Annotated in this window: 18 protein-coding genes; 6 read left to right on the top strand and 12 right to left on the bottom strand. The window is 73.0% G+C overall.

Features of this window, described 5'->3' with window-relative positions; genetic code table 11:
- Position 1 precedes the first annotated feature (1 nt).
- The 9 genes from NH2_RS22295 to fabG form a co-directional block, all read right to left on the bottom strand.
- A complete protein-coding gene (locus NH2_RS22295; protein WP_067657738.1) occupies positions 2-1,135 on the bottom strand; it encodes a hypothetical protein in 1,134 nt (377 codons plus the stop codon).
- Between the two features lie 422 nt (positions 1,136-1,557).
- Positions 1,558-2,904, bottom strand: a complete 1,347-nt coding sequence (locus NH2_RS22290; RefSeq protein WP_067657735.1) for a permease prefix domain 1-containing protein — start codon at positions 2,902-2,904, stop codon at positions 1,558-1,560.
- Positions 2,901-3,257: a PadR family transcriptional regulator gene (locus tag NH2_RS22285; protein WP_067657731.1), complete on the bottom strand. Its 357-nt coding sequence runs from the start codon at positions 3,255-3,257 to the stop codon at positions 2,901-2,903. The genes NH2_RS22290 and NH2_RS22285 overlap by 4 nt, the downstream gene beginning before the upstream one ends.
- 128 nt (positions 3,258-3,385) lie before the next feature.
- Positions 3,386-4,363, bottom strand: coding sequence for an NAD-dependent epimerase/dehydratase family protein (locus NH2_RS22280; protein WP_067657728.1), 978 nt, complete (start codon positions 4,361-4,363; stop codon positions 3,386-3,388).
- 36 nt (positions 4,364-4,399) lie between these two features.
- Positions 4,400-4,546 carry a hypothetical protein gene (locus NH2_RS28980; RefSeq protein WP_157103910.1) on the bottom strand — a complete coding sequence of 49 codons (147 nt, stop codon included), beginning with the start codon at positions 4,544-4,546 and terminating at the stop codon, positions 4,400-4,402.
- A gap of 41 nt (positions 4,547-4,587) precedes the next feature.
- A complete protein-coding gene (locus NH2_RS22275) occupies positions 4,588-5,337 on the bottom strand; it encodes an SDR family oxidoreductase (RefSeq protein ID WP_067657724.1) in 750 nt (249 codons plus the stop codon).
- The gene (locus NH2_RS22270; protein ID WP_067657720.1) at positions 5,334-6,593 is read right to left on the bottom strand and encodes an acyl-CoA dehydrogenase family protein; all 1,260 of its coding nucleotides are present in this window, start codon (positions 6,591-6,593) and stop codon (positions 5,334-5,336) included. The genes NH2_RS22275 and NH2_RS22270 overlap by 4 nt, the downstream gene beginning before the upstream one ends.
- A 136-nt stretch (positions 6,594-6,729) precedes the next feature.
- Positions 6,730-7,878 (bottom strand): DUF3089 domain-containing protein, encoded by a 1,149-nt coding sequence (locus NH2_RS22265; protein ID WP_067657717.1) that lies wholly within the window; start codon positions 7,876-7,878, stop codon positions 6,730-6,732.
- A 60-nt stretch (positions 7,879-7,938) separates the two neighbouring features.
- Entirely contained in the window at positions 7,939-8,700 is a 762-nt protein-coding gene (gene fabG, locus NH2_RS22260; RefSeq protein ID WP_067657713.1) for a 3-oxoacyl-ACP reductase FabG, read from the bottom strand.
- Positions 8,701-8,717: 17 nt separating this feature from the next.
- Here fabG and NH2_RS22255 point away from each other — a divergent pair, with 17 nt between their 5' ends.
- The 4 genes from NH2_RS22255 (at position 8,718) to NH2_RS22240 (ending at position 12,111) form a co-directional block, all read left to right on the top strand.
- A complete protein-coding gene (locus NH2_RS22255; RefSeq protein ID WP_245650712.1) occupies positions 8,718-8,927 on the top strand; it encodes a hypothetical protein in 210 nt (69 codons plus the stop codon).
- Positions 8,928-9,044: 117 nt separating this feature from the next.
- Entirely contained in the window at positions 9,045-10,379 is a 1,335-nt protein-coding gene (locus tag NH2_RS22250; RefSeq protein WP_067657710.1) for a flavin-containing monooxygenase, read from the top strand.
- Positions 10,376-11,014: a TetR/AcrR family transcriptional regulator gene (locus NH2_RS22245; protein WP_067657707.1), complete on the top strand. Its 639-nt coding sequence runs from the start codon at positions 10,376-10,378 to the stop codon at positions 11,012-11,014. Before NH2_RS22250 ends, NH2_RS22245 begins: the two co-directional genes overlap by 4 nt.
- Positions 11,011-12,111: an alpha/beta hydrolase gene (locus NH2_RS22240; RefSeq protein ID WP_067657704.1), complete on the top strand. Its 1,101-nt coding sequence runs from the start codon at positions 11,011-11,013 to the stop codon at positions 12,109-12,111. The genes NH2_RS22245 and NH2_RS22240 overlap by 4 nt, the downstream gene beginning before the upstream one ends.
- 3 nt (positions 12,112-12,114) lie before the next feature.
- On the opposite strand, the gene NH2_RS22235 is transcribed toward NH2_RS22240, so the two are convergent.
- Both NH2_RS22235 and NH2_RS22230 read right to left on the bottom strand, forming a co-directional pair.
- Positions 12,115-12,705 carry a helix-turn-helix domain-containing protein gene (locus NH2_RS22235; protein ID WP_067657701.1) on the bottom strand — a complete coding sequence of 197 codons (591 nt, stop codon included), beginning with the start codon at positions 12,703-12,705 and terminating at the stop codon, positions 12,115-12,117.
- Between the two features lie 15 nt (positions 12,706-12,720).
- Positions 12,721-13,155: a VOC family protein gene (locus NH2_RS22230; protein WP_067657698.1), complete on the bottom strand. Its 435-nt coding sequence runs from the start codon at positions 13,153-13,155 to the stop codon at positions 12,721-12,723.
- 105 nt (positions 13,156-13,260) lie between these two features.
- On the opposite strand from NH2_RS22230, the gene NH2_RS22225 reads away from it, so the two are divergent.
- Positions 13,261-14,229, top strand: coding sequence for an NAD(P)/FAD-dependent oxidoreductase (locus tag NH2_RS22225; RefSeq protein WP_067657695.1), 969 nt, complete (start codon positions 13,261-13,263; stop codon positions 14,227-14,229).
- Positions 14,230-14,293: 64 nt separating this feature from the next.
- Here NH2_RS22225 and NH2_RS22220 read toward each other — a convergent pair whose 3' ends face one another.
- The gene (locus NH2_RS22220; RefSeq protein ID WP_084505776.1) at positions 14,294-15,127 is read right to left on the bottom strand and encodes an SDR family oxidoreductase; all 834 of its coding nucleotides are present in this window, start codon (positions 15,125-15,127) and stop codon (positions 14,294-14,296) included.
- A 104-nt stretch (positions 15,128-15,231) separates the two neighbouring features.
- Here NH2_RS22220 and NH2_RS22215 point away from each other — a divergent pair, with 104 nt between their 5' ends.
- Positions 15,232-16,188, top strand: coding sequence for an LLM class F420-dependent oxidoreductase (locus tag NH2_RS22215; protein ID WP_067658209.1), 957 nt, complete (start codon positions 15,232-15,234; stop codon positions 16,186-16,188).
- Positions 16,189-16,191: the final 3 nt, after the last annotated feature.

The raw sequence follows: 16,191 nt of genomic DNA, 5'->3' as shown, positions 1-16,191 counted from the left end.
GTCAGTGCTCCCAGGTGCGCGTGGGGTCGGGGTTGTGCGGCGGGCAGACGGTCACGCAGTTCGGGTGCGGATTGCCGAGCAGCGCGGCGAGCGCGGCCTCCGCGGCGTGCAGCCGGTCGAGGTGCGCGGCGGGCTCGCCCACGGCCTGCGCGGCCAGCAGCCCGAGGACGCGGTCGCGGCTCGCGCGGGTGCCGGTGGCCGGGTCGGTGCCCACGGCCGCGGCGCCGGTGTCGAGCAGTGCCAGAACCTGGCGTTCGGTGCCGGTGCGGAACCGGTCGTAGCCGTCGAGCGCGGCGCCGATGTCGGCGGCACGGCGCATGGTGCCTGCGGCGGCCAGCACGCCGGCCACGTACAGCGCGCGCCGCAGCACGGCGAGCAGCGCCGCATTGCCCCTGGAGACCGTCGTGACGCTGCGGCCCAGTTCGCGGGCGGTCGCGGCGATCCGACCGCGATTCGGGTCGTGCGCGTGGCCGTTCCGCTTTCGCGCGCCGCGTTCGCGCCGGTCGGAGCCCGGTGCCGGTTCCTCCGCGCCGGTCTCGGTGAAGGCGTAGATCCGGTCGATGAGTTCGATCGCCCCCGCGGTCAGCCCGCCGCGCTCGACCAGCACCCGGACCAGCCTGCGCAGCGCCGCGTGGCGGCGCGCCGAGGTGCACTCGGCGAGCACGACGACGGCGGGATCGATGTCGAACGCCTCGTACGCCTGCCGCGGATGCCGCATCCCGACGGGCTCGGCCACCGAACCGGCACCGGACAGCACCGGCACGTACTCGTCCGGCGCCGCCGCGGGAACCGGCTCGGCGACCGGAACCGGCCCGGGGGAGCGGCACTCGCTGAGGTGCCGGTTCCGCACCGCCGTGAAGAGGAGACCGCGCCCCGGCCGCGCGGTCAGCCGGGTGAGCAGCTCGCGGGCGCGCGGCCCGCCGTCCGGCAGGGTCGCCAGCTCCGCGGCGGTGTCGGCCAGCCGCTCGAGCATGCTCCGGTAGGTATTGCCGACGATATCCTCGGCATCGGCGGGCTGGACACCGCGGCGGCCGAGAAAGCCGAGCAGGTCGGGGTATTCGACGAGGAAGGTCTCGCTGAGGAGATCGCGCGCCCGGCCGAAGAGCTCCTCGGCCGTCGTCGTTGTGGTGCTCATCGTTCCGGGGCGCTACCGGTGCCGCGGTGGTGCCGGATTCCGGTGCTGTGCCGGGGTGCTCCCGGTGCCGATGGGGGTCATGCGGTGCCGTCCCTTCGATCGAGGCGCCGGTCGTGCCCCGCTCGGCGACGGTGTAGCGCCGCACTCGCCGCACCGGGCCGAATCGCGCTCCGGCGCAGACTCATCCGGCTACCAGTGTCCCCGGAAAGCGCGCCCGGCGACAGTCGATCGATCGGCCGATCCCTACTCCGGCGCCTGGATTACCGCTCTCGGCCGGACCCGGGTGCCTTCGCCTCCGCCTCAACGGGACCACGCTGCGCGACAACCTCGGCCTGCCCGACCTGCCCGACGCCGCCCGGGTCGCCGCCGACGCCTGACAGCACCGGGACGGGCGGCGCCGCACCGCCCGTTCCGGCTCGGGCTCAGGCGAAGTCGAAGAGTGGCGGCCAGAGCGCCAGCACCACGGCCGCCCAGAGGCCGAAGACCGGCAGGTAGCCGGTCTGCCAGCGCTCGATATCGGCGAAGCCGCGCCGCCGGCGCAGGAACCCGGCGGCCAGGTACGCCGCCCCGGCCAGGTTCACCAGCAGCACCAGGTTCATACCGAGCGCCGCCGTCTTGTTGGCGGTGGCGCCGAACTCCGCGATCCGGCTGGTCATGGCGGCCAGCATGAGCAGGTCGACGGCGAGCGCCAGCGCGATCAGCAGCAGCTGCAGCTGGTCGAAGAGGTCCGGCGGGCGCAGCGGGTCGCGGGCCGAGACGGCGTAGAGCACCAGCCCGAGTACCAGGATCAGAATGGCGTCCATGGTGATGAGCAGGCTGCGGTCCACCTCGGTGACGCTGCCGCTCGCGGCCAGCGCCACCAGCAGCGCCAGCAGCATGAGGATCGTCAGCGGCGTGAACACCCGCGTGAGCACCGGCGCGATGTTCTCCACCACGCTCTGCTTCGCCTCCACCAGCCAGGCCGCCACCACCAGCGCGGCGCCCGCGCCGATGGGCAGCACCCAGCCGCCGACGAACTCCTCGGCATCCAGCCCGACGGCGTGGAACGCGCCGACGGTGAGCCCGGTCAGCACGCCGCCGCCGAGCGCGAGCAGCGTCAGGTACACCACCCACTCGCCGGTGAAGCGCACGAAATCCATCCGGCGCCGATCGGAGCGGTACTCGCCGCCGATATAGGCCCAGCCCACCGCGAGCCACAGCACGATCGGCGCGTGCACGATCACGACCACCTCGACATCGCCGTCCTCGGCGAACGGGTAGACGTTCAGCAGGATCGCGGCCAGCGCGAACGGCACCGGAAGCAGCGCCGCGGCGCGGGCGGGCATACGCCGCTTCCAGGCGAAGTAGACCGCGAGGAAGGGCAGGACGAAGAGCCCGATATTGCGGGCGATCAGGCTGTCGTCCAGCTCCAGCAGCCGGGCCAGCTCCAGCACGAGCCCGGCGCCGAGCCCGAGCGCGAGCACCATCAGGAGTTCGAGATCGGGTTTGCGGCCGCCGGTGCGCTCGGGGGCGGGCGGCAGCACCAGCTGCTTCCACAGCCGCTCGGAGTGTTCGCGGGCGAACTCGCGGGAGATGTCGTCCACCCGGCCCATGCGCTTCACCGCCACCAGGAAGGCCTCGTCCGGCTCCAGCCCGGCCGCGGTGAGCTCGGTGATCACGGCGCGCAGGTGGTCTTCCATCTCGTCGGCGTCCTGGGCCGAAATGACCTGGTGCCGCACGACGTAGCCGCGCCACTGCTCGATCTGCGCCTCCAGCGCCGCGTCGCTCACGCGGGGCTGCCCGCGGTGACCGGCGGCAGCCCGCGCCAGACCTGGTCGAGGGCATCGGCCACCACCGCCCACTGGCTGCGCCGCTCGGCCAGCGCCGCGTGCCCGGCGGCGGTGATGGCGTAGTGCTTGCGGCGGCGTCCGGTGTCCGAGCTGCCCCAGCTCGCCGCGACGTAGCCGGAGCGCTCCAGCCGGTGCAGCAGCGGGTAGAGCATGCCGTCGGTCCACTGCATGCGCCCGCTGGAGAGCTCCCTGACCCGCTTGAGGATCGCGTAGCCGTAGGACTCGCCGTCCGCCAGGATCCCGAGCACCAGCGGCGTCGCCGACGCCGCCACCAGGTCCTTGTCGATATACATGGCACCCCTATGCCTTGTTCCGCTAGGTATGTGGCGACTAGCCTAGCAGCTCTAGGTATGGGCAGTGCTGCTCACCGTCGGGCCGGGCGCGGTGTCGAAACCGGCATCCGACCCGACGAACGGACGGGTCAGCGGGCGGCGGCGAGTGCGGCGAGGGTTTCGGCCGCGGTGTGCGTCGGCTGCCAGCCCAGGTCGCGCTTGGCGCGGGTGGTGTCCATGACCACGGGGGTGCGCACGATGTGCAGCCACTCCAGGGTGGCGGGGACGAAGGGGAGCCGGGCCAGCGCCGCGGAGGCGGCGGTGGCGGTCGCGGCGGGCACCCGCACCGGGCGGCCGCCGAGCGCCGTCGCCACCTCGGAGAGGGTCAGGGTGCCGTCACCGGCGATGTTGTACGGGCCGGGTGCGGCGGAGGTGGTGGCGGCGATGGCGATGGCGGCGGCGACATCGTCGTGGTGCACGAGCTGCAGCGGGTGTCCCGGGTCCGGGATGATCGGCTTGAACAGCGCTGCCGAGCGCATCAGCGCGCGCACCGGGCCGGGGACCTTGTCCCACGGAAGGTCGTGCAGCGCGGGCGCTTTCGGCCCGGCCACGATGCAGGGGCGGAGCACGAAGACCTCGAGGCCGGAGTTCGCGGTGATCTCCAGCAGCGCGCGCTCGCAGGCGGCCTTCTGCTCGGAGTAGTAGTGCTCGGGGGAGCCGTCCGGCGCCACGTCCTCGGTGATCGGGGAGGGGTTCTCCGGGTGGTAGCCGTAGGCGGCGACCGACGAGGTGTACACCAGGCGGCGCGGGCGGCCCGCGGCCACAGTCGCCTCGAAGACATTCCGGGTGCCCGCCAGGTTGACCCGCGCGCTCTCCGCGCGCGAGCCCATGATGACGAAGGCCAGGTGGATCACCACGTCGGCCTCGGCGACCAGGGCGTCGACGGCCGCGCGGTCCAGGATGTCGCCCCGCCGGTACTCGGTTCTGGTCCAGCCGTGCGCGGCGGGGTCGAAGGGGCGGCGGGCCATGCCGATGATCCGGTCGACGGCGGGGTCCTGCTCCAGTGCGGTGACGGCGGAGATGCCGATCTCACCGGTCGGGCCGGTGACGGCGACGGTGATTCCCATGACGGGGGGATGCCCGCGCCGCCACCGGCGAAACGGTCAGTCGGGGGGCTCGACGGCGCCGGCGTCCTCGTCGACGTCCTGGTTCTCCGGGATGTCGCGGTGGTCGGGTTCGTGGTCGTCGGGGTGCGTGGTGTCGGTGTGCTCGCCGAGATCGGGCGCTGTGGTGTTTCCGGGTTCGGTCACAGAACCGGGCTACCCATTCGCGGCGCGAATCATTCAGTTCGTCAGGTCAGCCTACGCACCACCGAGAGCGGCAGCCCGCGCAGCGCGTAGCCGAGCGGAATCCACGGCCACGCGGGCACGTACGCCTCGGCCCTCTCCTTCTCCACGGCGGCCACGATGGCCTTCACCCCGGTCTCGGTGTCCACCATGAACGGCGTCTTCTGGGTGACGTGCTCGTTCATCTCGGAGCGGATGTAGCCGGGGTAGATGGTGGAGACCTTCACCCCCGGAATCCGCTCGGAGCGCACCCCCTCGGCCAGGTGCGCCAGCCCGGCCTTGGTGGCGGCGTAGGTGGTGAGCGTCTTGCGCATGCCGCGCAGCCCGGAGATCGAGGAGATCACCACCAGGTGCCCGCCGCCCGCGGCCCGGAAGATCTCGAGCGCCGCCTCCATCTGCGCCAGCGCGCCGACGAAATTGGTGAGCGCGGTCTCCCGGTTGGCGTCGGCGCGGCCGGTGCCGAGCGGGGCGCCCTTGCCGAGTCCGGCGTTCACGATCACCCGGTCCAGCCGCCCGAACGCCCGCGCGATATCCGCGAAGACCCCCGGCACGGCGTCGTAGTCGGTGACGTCGAGGGTGCGCACCTCGACCCTGGTGCCGGGGTGGATGGCGGCGATCTCGCCCGCGAGTTGCTCCAGCCGCTCGGTGCGGCGCGCGGTGAGGCCGAGATCGTAACCGCGCGCGGCGAACTGGCGCGCCATCTCGGCGCCGAGCCCGGAGCTGGCGCCGGTGATCAGCACGACCCCGCGGCTCATCGCTTCGCCCCGTGCTTGCCGAGCTCCAGCCGGGCGATGACGCCCTTGTGCACCTCGTCCGGCCCGTCGGCCAGCCGCAGCGCGCGGGCGCTGGTCCACGCCGCGGCCAGCGGGAAGTCGGCGGAGAGGCCGCCGCCGCCGTGCAGCTGGATGGCGAAGTCGATCACCTGCTGCGCCATGGCAGGCGCCGCCACCTTGATCTGGCTCACCTCGCTGAGCGCGTTCAGCGGCCCGCCCTCGTCCAGCTTCCACGCGGTGTTCAGCACCAGCAGCCGGGTGGAGTCGATGGCGATCCTGGCCTCGGCGATCCGCTCCCGGTTGCCACCCAGGTTCACCAGCGGCTTGCCGAACGCGGTGCGCGAAAGCCCGCGCTCGCAGGCGAGCTCCAGCGCCTTCTCGGCGAGGCCGATGAGCCGCATGCAGTGGTGCACCCGGCCCGGCCCGAGCCTGCCCTGGGCGATCTCGAAGGCCCGCCCCGGCCCGGCGATCACATTCGCCAGCGGCACCCGGACGTCGGTGAAGGAGACCTCGCCGTGGCCGAACGGCTCGTCCTGCAACCCCATGGTGGAGAGCATCCGCTCCACCTTGACGCCAGGGGCGTCGCGCGGCACCAGCACCATGGAGTGCCTGCGGTGCCGCTCGGCCTCGGGGTCGGTGAGCCCCATGACGATGAGGATCTCGCAGTCCGGGTGGCCGACCCCGGTCGACCACCACTTGCGCCCGTTGATCACCATCTCGTCGCCGTCCACGACGGCGCTCAGCTCCATGGTGGTGGCATCCGAGGAGGCCACCTCCGGCTCGGTCATGCAGAAGGCGCTGCGGATACGGCCGTCGAGCAGCGGCTCCAGCCACTCCGCGCGCTGCGCGTCGTCGCCGTACTTGAGCAGCACCTCCATGTTCCCGGTGTCCGGGGCATTGCAGTTGAACAGGTACGGCGCCAGGAAGGAGCGGCCGGTGACCTCGGCGATCGGGGCGTAATCGACATTGCTCAGCCCGGCGCCGCCGTCGGTGCCGAACCGCGCGGCGTAGGCATCGCCCTCGCCCGCGGGCAGGAAGAGGTTCCACAACCCCTGCGCGCGCGCCTTGGCCTGCAACTCGGCCAGCAGCGGCAGCGGCTGCCAGGGGTCGCCGCCGGATGCGCGGAGGGCGGCCACCTCGTGGTGGTATCGCGCCTCCACCGGCTCGATCTCGGTGTCCAGGAACGCTCGGGCCCGAGCGGTGAGCTCGGCGGCACGGTCGGTGGGCCGGAAGTCCATGGCCCGACCCTAGCCCACTATTGATCGCTGATCGATAAGACGCCGACGAGGATCAGCTCGACCATTCCGGCGACGATCGACGAGGCCGAGGAATCGGCGGGGCCGCGCCTGCGCCATCGACGCCCTGCGGAGTTGCTCAGTGCCGCTGGTACGCGCTGATCTGCGCGGCCACCGTGTCGACGGCGTCGCCGAGCGGGAGCGTCAGGTCGGCGACGTGCAGCCCCCAGCCGGGGTCGGGGAACGGGCCGAGCGGCGGGGCGCCCGGCTCCGGCCGGGCCAGCAGCACGTGCGCGCCGCCGACGTGCGCGCACTGCGCCCGGTAGCGCTGCGTGGGCCGCAGCCAGGGCGTCGACGGAACCGGCAGCGCGGTACCGAGCGCCTGCGGCGCGGTCCCGGTGCGCACCAGCGTGTGCAGCGCGACCTCGTCGGTGCTGCCCGGCGCGGCCGGATTCACGCACGCCACCTCGTACCCCGGCCCGTACGGCTGCGGCGCGGCCTCGGGGGTGGTCGGCGTGACCCCGTAGCGAGAATCCGCCGGCGGCGCCTCGCCGAAGAGCGACCAGGCCAGCGCGCAGTGCGTCTGCGCGCGCTCCCGGCACAGCGGCACGGTGCGGAAATCCCCGCCCACGTCGGCGCCGCGCGGCACCACCACATTGCCGCCCGCCAGCACCGCCGAGACCAGCCGCGCGTTCACCGCCGGATCCGGCTCGATTCGTTCGCGGAGCAGTTGCCTGAGCATCCTCGTGCCCTGCGAATGCCCGATCAGCACCACGCCGCGGCCGCGATTGTCATCGGCCAGGTACTGCTCCCAGGCCAGCTCCACATCGGCGAAGGCCAGCTCGGCCGCGGCCCGCGCCTGCTCCGGCGAGCCGGGGGAGCGCAGCGCGAGCAGGGTGCGCTGCCGGTAGACCGGCGCGTAGACGTCGCAGACCTGGGAGAAGCGCTGGGCCTGCTGCTCGGCGATGAAGCGCAGCGGCGCCGCGATCTCCTTGCTCGCCGAGTAGGCGAGCTCGGTCGAGACCGTCGGGTAGACGTAGAAGCAGTCCACCCCGCGCTGCCCGGCCGCGGGCCGGACCACCTCCGGCGGCTGCCCGTCCCGGTAGACGGTGGTCGCGAGGTCGCCGCGGCACGGGTCGGCCGGGAGGTCGGGGCGGCAGAGCCAGCGCACCTCGTCCGGTTGCTCGGGCATCGCCACCGCGCCGGCCGCGGCGGCGACCAGGGCGAGCAGCAGGGCCAGCAGGGTCGTCACGCCGCGCCGCGGGGATGCCAGGGAGACAAGGGCCACCGGAACCTCCTTCGATCGCGAATACTGTACGGCGCGAACCCCCGCCGCTGCCCTGACCGGTCAGTTCGTCGGGCCGCCCGCCACGTAGATCACCTGGCCGGAGACGAACCCGGCCCCCTCGCTCACCAGGAACGACGCGGTGTGCGCGATGTCATCCGGCTGGCCGACCCGGCCCACCGGGATCTGCCCGACCGCCGCCTCGGTGAACTGCTCGAAGGTCACCCCGACCCGCTCGGCGGTGGCCGCGGTCATATCGGTTGCGATGAAGCCGGGCGCGATGGCGTTCACCGTGACGCCGAACTTGCCGAGCTCGATGGCGAGCGTCTTGGTGAAGCCCTGCAGCCCCGCCTTGGCCGCGGAGTAGTTGGCCTGGCCGCGATTGCCGAGCGCGGAGGTGCTGGAGAGGTTCACGATCCGGCCGAACCTGGCCTCGGTCATGAACTTCTGAGTGGCCCGGCTCATCAGGAAGGCGCCGCGCAGGTGCACGTTCATGACCGCGTCCCAATCACCCGCGGTCATCTTGAACAGCAGGTTGTCGCGGAGGATCCCGGCATTGTTGACCAGCACTGTGGGCGCGCCCAGCTCCTCGGCGACCCGGCTCACCCCGCGCTCGACGGCCCCCTCGTCGGCCACGTCGACCGCGACCCCGATGGCCTTCCCGCCCGCCGCGGTGATCTGCTCGGCCGACGCCACGCTGGCCGCCTCGTCCAGATCGAAGACGGCGACCGCGAGGCCGTCGGCGGCCAAGCGGCGCGCGGTGGCGGCGCCGATGCCGCGGGCGGCCCCGGTGACGATCGCCGTGCGGGGTGCGGTGCTGGTCATGTCGGTCCTCTCGTCGGATGTTCCTGATCGATTCATACTCGATCGGTCTCCGGCCCGGTGCGCGGCTCCGGCCGCCGGAGAAGCTGCCGCTGCTCGGCGAGGGTGCCGGGCGGGTCGCGGCGAAGCTGGGGCTGGACCCGACCAAGCCGGTGACGCTGATTCCGGTGGTCGCGCTGGCCGAGCCGGACCTGCTGGTCGAGGTGGAGGCCATCGCCGTGCTGGATTGAGCCCGCGGCCCCGGCGGCGAAACAACCGTGGATCTTTATTGACGCGCGTCGAATCCGGTCATAGAGTTCCTGTGATCGCCGTCACCCGATCGTCGACGGCGCGGTGTAGGAGGTCCGATGCCCCATCCGACGGTCGCCGTGATCGGCGCCGGGATCAGCGGTTTGACCACCGGGAAGATGCTGGGCGATTACGGAATCCCGTACACCTGCTTCGAGTCCTCGGACCGGATCGGCGGCAACTGGGCCTTCGGCAATCCGAACGGGCACAGCGCCGCCTACCGCTCGCTGCACATCGACACCTCGAAGTACCAGCTCTCCTTCCGCGACTACCCGATGCCGGAGTCGTACCCGGACTTCCCGCACCACAGCCAGATCAAGGAGTACCTGGAGGGGTACGCCGCGGCCTTCGAGCTGAAGCGCCGGATCGAGTTCGGCAATGGGGTCGTGCACGCCGAGCGGCTGCCGGACGGCGGCTGGTCGCTGGCGACCCAGCGCGGCGAGCAGCGCCGGTTCGACCTGCTGGTGGTGGCGAACGGGCACCACTGGGATCCGCGGTTCCCGGACTTCCCCGGCGAGTTCACCGGCGAGTCCATCCACTCGCACGCCTACGTCGACCCGCGCACCCCGCTGGATCTGTACGGCAAGCGCATCCTCATCGTCGGCATCGGCAACAGCGCCGCCGACATCACCGTCGAGCTCTCCTCGCGCAGCATGGACAACGAGGTCTGGCTCTCCACCCGCTCCGGCGCCTGGGTGGTGCCGAAGTACCTCGCGGGCACCCCGGCCGATCGCTACTACCGCACCGTGCCCTACGTGCCGCTGCGCTGGCAGCGCAAGCTGGCGCAGCTCTTCACCCCGATCATCTCCGGCAACCCGGTGAACTACGGGCTGCCCGCGCCGAACCACAAGTTCATGGAGGCGCACCCGACCCAGTCGGTCGAGCTGCCGCTGCGGCTGGGCAGCGGCGACGTGACCGCGGTCGGGAATGTGGCCCGGCTGGACGGGCGCACCGTGCACTTCGAGGACGGGCAGGCGCGGGACTTCGACGTCATCATCTACTGCACCGGCTACAACATCACCTTCCCGTTCTTCGACCCGGCCTTCCTCAGCGCGCCGGGCAACAAGATCCAGCTCTACAAGCGGATCTTCAAGCCGGGGCTGGACGACCTGGCCTTCGTCGGCTTCGCGCAGCCGTTCCCCACGCTCTTCCCCTTCGTGGAGTGCCAGGCCCGGCTGGTGGCGGCCTTCGCGGCCGGGCGCTACCGGCCGCCGCCGGCGCCGGAGATGGAGCGGGTGATCACCGAGGACGAGCAGAAGTTCATCGGGCACATGATGAACACCGCCAGGCACACCCAGCAGCTGGACTACTGGCTCTACGAGCACGACCTGCGGGTGCGCGAGCTGCCGTCGGGGTTCCGGCGCGCGGGGGCGCTCGCCGGGCGGGCCACGTGAACGCTCGGGCGCGCACCGACCGGCGGGCGCCGCAGCGGGGCGACCTGCGGCGCTCGGCGCTGCTCGGCGCGCTGGCCGAGCTGCTGAAGGACAGCGGCGGGAACCTGGATCCGATCACCATCGCGGAGATCTCCAAGCGCGCCGGGCTCACCCGCTCGGCCTTCTACTTCTACTTCGAGAACAAGGCCGCCGCGGTCGCCGCGACGCTGGAGGAGATGTACGACGAGGTCTTCGCGGTGACCGATGTGCTGGTCGGCCCCGGTGATCCGGCGCTGCGGATCGAGCACACCGCCCGCAGCCTGGTCGAGTTCTCCGAGCGGCACCGGCACCTGTTCCGGGCCGCGCTGGAGGCGCGCAATGCCTCGCCCGAGGTGCGCCGCATGTGGGAGGCGGATCGGCAGGCCTTCATCCCCGCCATCGCCGCCATGATCGACGGCGAGCGCGCGGCGGGCCGCGCCCCGGACGGCGCCGACGCCACCGCGCTCGCCGATGTGCTGCTGCTGCTCAACGAGCGGCTGCTGGAACGGCTCACGCTCGGCGACGGGCTGGACCGGGAGAATTACGTCGATGCCGTGGTCACCGTGTGGCTGCGCACCGTCTACGGCCGGGTGCCTGCCGATCGGGGATCGTCATGACCACAACGCTGCCGGTGGGCGCCACCGCGCACACCTTCGACTCGGCCGGGACACGCTGCGCGGCCTGGCATTTCGCCGCCACCTCGGACGAGCTCGCCCGCCCCGCCGGACGGCCGGTCGCGGTGCTCGCGCACGGATTCGGCGGCACCAAGGACTCCGGGCTCGCCCCCTTCGCCACCGCGCTCGCCGGGGCCGGGATCGATGCGCTGGCCTTCGATTTCCGTGGCTTCGGAGCGAGCGCGGGGGAGCCGCGGCAGCGGCTGCGGATGCGCGATCAGATCGCGGACTATCGCGCGGCGGTTTCGGCTGCCGCTCGGTTGCCCGGTGTCGACCCGGAACGGGTCGTGCTGTGGGGCGTTTCGATGTCCGGCGGGCATGTGCTGGCCCTGGCGGCGGAGTACAGCGCGACGCGCGACGCGACTGGTGGGTCGCGCGCGGGGGGCACCCGCGGCGTGGCAGCCCGGCTGCGGGGAGCGGGGCAAGCCGCCGCTGAGCCGCGAGAGGCAGGAGGTGTCGCGACAGGGCCGCAGGTGGCGGATACCGCTGCTGTCGGGCCTCGAGGGCAGGCAGTGGCCGCGGCGCAGCCGCGGGTGGCGGCGGTCGTCTCGCTGACCCCGCTGGTCGACGGCCCCGCCGCGGTCCGGCACGCGGTGCGGCACGGCGGCCCCCTCGCCTCGCTGCGCGGCGCGGCGGGCGGCGTGCGCGCCGGAATCGCCCGCCTGCGCGGCGAACCCGGCCTCATCCCGCTGGTCGGCGCGCCGGGCAGCGGCGCCGCGCTCTCGCTCGACGGCTACGAGCGCTCCTACCGCGCGCTCAGCGGCCCCACCTGGCAGAACGGTATCGACCCCGCTGTGCTGCTGACGCTCCCCGGCTACCGCCCGGCCCGCCGCGCCGCCGACATCACCGTCCCGGTGCTGATGCAGATCGCCGACTTCGACCGCGCCGCCCCGCCGCACGCCGCCGCCAAGGCGGCCTTCGCGGCCCGCGCCGAGGTGCGGCACTACCCGTGCGACCACTTCGACGTCTGGCCGGGCGGCGATTTCCACCCCGCCGCCGTCGAGCACCAGCTGCACTTCCTGCGCAGGCACCTGGGCTGAGCCTCAGCCCGGCTCGGCCTTGGGGCGGGCGCGCAGGTGCGCGCGCTCGCCCTGCTTGCCGAAGAGGCTGAGGAACTCCACCGACTCGGCGTCCGCCGAGCCGAACCAGTGCGGCACCCGGCAGTCGAACTCGGCCGCCTCGCCGGGGGTGAGCACCAGGTCGTGCTCGCCGAGAATGAGCCGCAGCCTGCCGTTGAGCACGTAGACCCACTCGTAGCCCTCGTGCGTCTGCTGGGTCGGCTCGCGGCGGCCGTCCCCGGCCGGGATCACCAACTTGTACGCCTGAATCCCGCCGGGCCGCCGGGTGAGCGGCAGGAAGGTCATGCCGCGGCCGTGCACCGGGCGCAGGTGTACCCGCGGGTCACCGGTCGGCGGCGCGTCCACCAGCTCGTCCAGCGTGACGCCGTGCGCCCTGGCCAGCGGGAACAGGAGCTCCAGGGTCGGTTTGCGGCTCCCCGACTCCAGCCGGGAGAGCGTGCTCACCGAGATGCCGGTGGTCGCGGCGAGCGACGCCAGCGTGGTCTCGCGCTGCTTGCGCAGCGCCCGCAGCCGGGGGCCGACCGCGTCCAGCGCGCGGTCCAGGTCGTCGTCCATCGCCCCATTCTGCGCTCAGTCCAGGCAGAACTCGTTGCCCTCGACGTCCTGCATGACGATGCACGACTCGTTGTCGGCGTCCGCGGTCATGACCCGCACCTGGACCGCACCGAGCGCGGTCAGCCGCGCGGACTCGGCCGTCAGCGCCGCGAGCCGTTCCGCGCCGACCAGCCCGGTGCCCGCCCGCACGTCGAGGTGCACCCGGTTCTTGACCACCTTGCCCTCGGGCACCCGCTGGAAGTACAGCCGCGGGCCCGCGCCGGTCGGGTCGACGCAGGAGAAGGCCGCGCCCCTGCGCTCCGGCGGGCGGGTGCGGTCGAACTCCGCCCAGGACTCGAACCCATCGGGTGGCGGCGGCACGACGTATCCCAGGACCTCGCACCAGAAGCGGGCGACCCGCTCGGGCTCGGCGCAGTCGAAGGTGATCTGGACGGTCTTGACCGGTGCCATCGGTCCACCGTAGAGCCCGGCTGCCGAACTATTTGCCGGTCCGGCAAATCTCCTTGCCGATTTCGCCGGGGCGCGGGCACCCTCGGAGCCGAGGAGGTGGTCAGGGTGACCGAAGAGCTGCGGGACGGCTACGACGTGGTGGTGATCGGTGGCGGTGCCGCCGGGCTGAACGGGGCGCTCATGCTGGCGCGCTCGCGTCGCTCGGTGCTGGTGGTGGACGCGGGCGCGCCGCGCAATGCCCCGGCGGACGGGGTGCACGGCCTGCTGGCCAGGGAGGGCATGCCGCCCGCCGAGCTGGTGGCGCGCGGGCGGGCGGAGGTGCGCGGGTACGGCGGGCAGATCGTCTCCGGCGAGGTGCGCACGGTCGCCCGCACCGGCGACGGCTTCACGGTGACGCTCGCCGACGGGCGCGCGGTGACGGCGCTGCGGCTGCTGGTCGCCACCGGGCTGGCCGACGAGCTGCCGGAGATTCCGGGGGTGCGCGAGCGCTGGGGGCGGGATGTGCTGCACTGCCCCTATTGCCACGGCTGGGAGGTGCGCGACAAGGCGATCGGGATCATCGCCACCGGGCCGAACGCGGTGCACCAGGCGCTGCTCTTCCGGCAGCTCAGCGCCGACGTCACGGTGTTCGCGCACACCGCGCCGCCCGGCCCCGAGCAGGCCGAGCAGCTCGCCGCGCGCGGGATCGCGCTGGTACCGGGCACGGTGGCGGAGGTGGTCGTCGCCGACGACCGGATCACCGGCGTCCGGCTGAGCGACGGCACCGTGCTGGCGCGCGAGGCGATCGTGGTCGGGCCGCGCATGGTCGCGCGCGGCGGGCTGCTCGCCGGGGTCGGCCTGGTGCCGCGGGAGCACCCCTCCGGCATGGGCGAGACCGTGCCCGCCGACCCCTTCGGCCGCACCGAGGTGCCGGGCGTCTGGGTGGCGGGCAATGTCACCGACCTCGCCGCCCAGGTGGGCGCCGCCGCCGCGGCCGGTGCCATGGCGGGCGCCCAGATCAACGCCGACCTGGTCACGGCGGAGACCGAGGCCGCCGTCGAGCTGCACCGCGCTGGCGCCGCCGCGGCCCGGTAGCGGCCGTCCGGCTCCGGCGGCCGCAGCGGCACCCACCGCACGACCCGCAGCGGTGCGGGGTGTCTCAGTCCAGGAAGAGATCCGGCGTCGGGTTGGCCCCGCCGCCGTAGCGGGTCAGGTCGTCGATTCCGGCGTAGACCGAGACGGCGTCGGCGTCCAGGAAGCAGTTGCCGGTGACCGACTTCGCCGGCTGGGTCACGATGGCGACCGCCGCGTCCGCCATGATCCGCGGGCTGCGCGCCGCCGCCAGCTGGTTCTCCGCGTCCGGCAGCGCGGCCACCGCCGAGGTGGCGATGAAGGTCTGCGGCCACAGGCAGTTGAAGCCGATCCCGGCGTCGGCGTACTCCGCCGCCCAGCCCTGGGAGAGCAGCGTCATGCCGTACTTGGAGAGCGTGTAGACCGGGTGCGCGCCGAGCCAGCGCGGGTTCAGGTTCACCGGCGGCGCGATGGTGAGCACGTGCGGGTTCGCCGACTCGCGCAGGTGCGGCAGGGCGGCGGCGGTGAGCAGGAAGGTACCGCGCAGGTTGATGTCCTGCATGAGGTCGAAACGCTTGGGGCTCAGCTCGTGCGTCGGCTCGGTGGCGATGGCGGAGGCATTGTTCACGACGACATCGATGCCGCCGAACCGCTCGACGGCGGTCGCGATCACCCGGGCGACGTCCTCCTCCCTGCGCACGTCGCCGACGACCGCCGCGGCCTTGCCGCCCGCCGCCTGCACCTCGGCGGCGGCGGTGTGCACGGTGCCGGGCAGCCGCGGGTGCGGCTCCGCCGTCTTGGCCAGCAGCACCACGTTCGCGCCCTGCTCGGCGGCGGCGACGGCGATGGCGAGGCCGATGCCGCGGCTGGCGCCGGAGATCACCACGGTGCGATCGAGCAGCGGACGGTCCTGGTCGGGCATGGTTCTCCTCGCGGGCGGTATTGGCATTCTCATTTTCTGGAAGTAGCATATCCGCCAATGAACAACCACGTGCAGAACTGGTCTCGGACCTGGTGGGAGGCACCGTGCGCATCGGCGTGATGATCGGTCCGGAGAAGGGCGATTCCGGCCGCAAGCTGGAGCGCATGCTGCGGGATATCGAGTGGGCCGAGTCGGCGGGGATGGACACCGCCTGGATTCCGCAGATCCCCACCGATTTCGACGCGCTCATCACCATCGCGGCCATGGGGCTGCGGACCTCGCGGATCGAGCTGGGCACGGCGGTGGTCCCGCTGCAGGCGCAGCATCCGGTCGCGCTGGCCAGGCAGGCGCTCTCGGCGCACGCGGCGGCGGGCGGGCGGCTCGCGCTCGGCGTCGGGCCCTCGCACCACTGGATCGTGCGGGACATGCTCGGGCTGCCGTACGAGAAGCCCGCCGCCTACTCCCGCGACTACCTCGACGTACTGAACGCCGCGCTGCGCGGCACCGGCTCGGTGGACGTGGAGAACGACACCTTCACCGTGCACAACCCGCTCGACCTCGGCCCGGTCGCCCCGGTCCCGGTGCTGATCGCCGCGCTCGGCCCGGTCATGCTGCGGATCGCGGGCGAGCGCACCGACGGCACCGTGCTCTGGATGGCCGACGAGCGCGCCATCGAGCACCATGTCGTGCCGAAGATCAGCAAGGCCGCCGCCGACGCGGGCAGGCCCGCGCCGCGCATCGTGGCCGGGCTCCCGGTCTGCCTCTGCGCGGCGAGCGAGGTGGCCGAGGCCAAGGCGCGGGCCAACCGGATCCTCGGCGAGGCCGAGGTCTCGCCGAACTACCAGCGGCTGCTGGAACAGGGCGATGCCCGCGATATCGGCGACCTCTGCATCGCCGGTGACGAGGAGGCGATCGCCGCCGGGTTGCGGCGCTACGCCGAGGCGGGCGCCACCGATCTCTCCATCCGATTGCTGCCCATCGGTGACGACCGGGACAGCCTCGTCGCCTCGAAGCGCCGGACCAGGGAGATGATCGCGGAGCTGGCCCGCGAACTGCGCTGACCT

The sequence above is a fragment of the Nocardia harenae NBRC 108248 genome, from assembly GCF_001612885.1.
Lineage (GTDB): Bacteria > Actinomycetota > Actinomycetes > Mycobacteriales > Mycobacteriaceae > Nocardia > Nocardia harenae.
The sequence above is the reverse complement of the archived record's forward strand: the minus strand, read 5'-3'. Positions and strand labels throughout refer to the sequence as shown.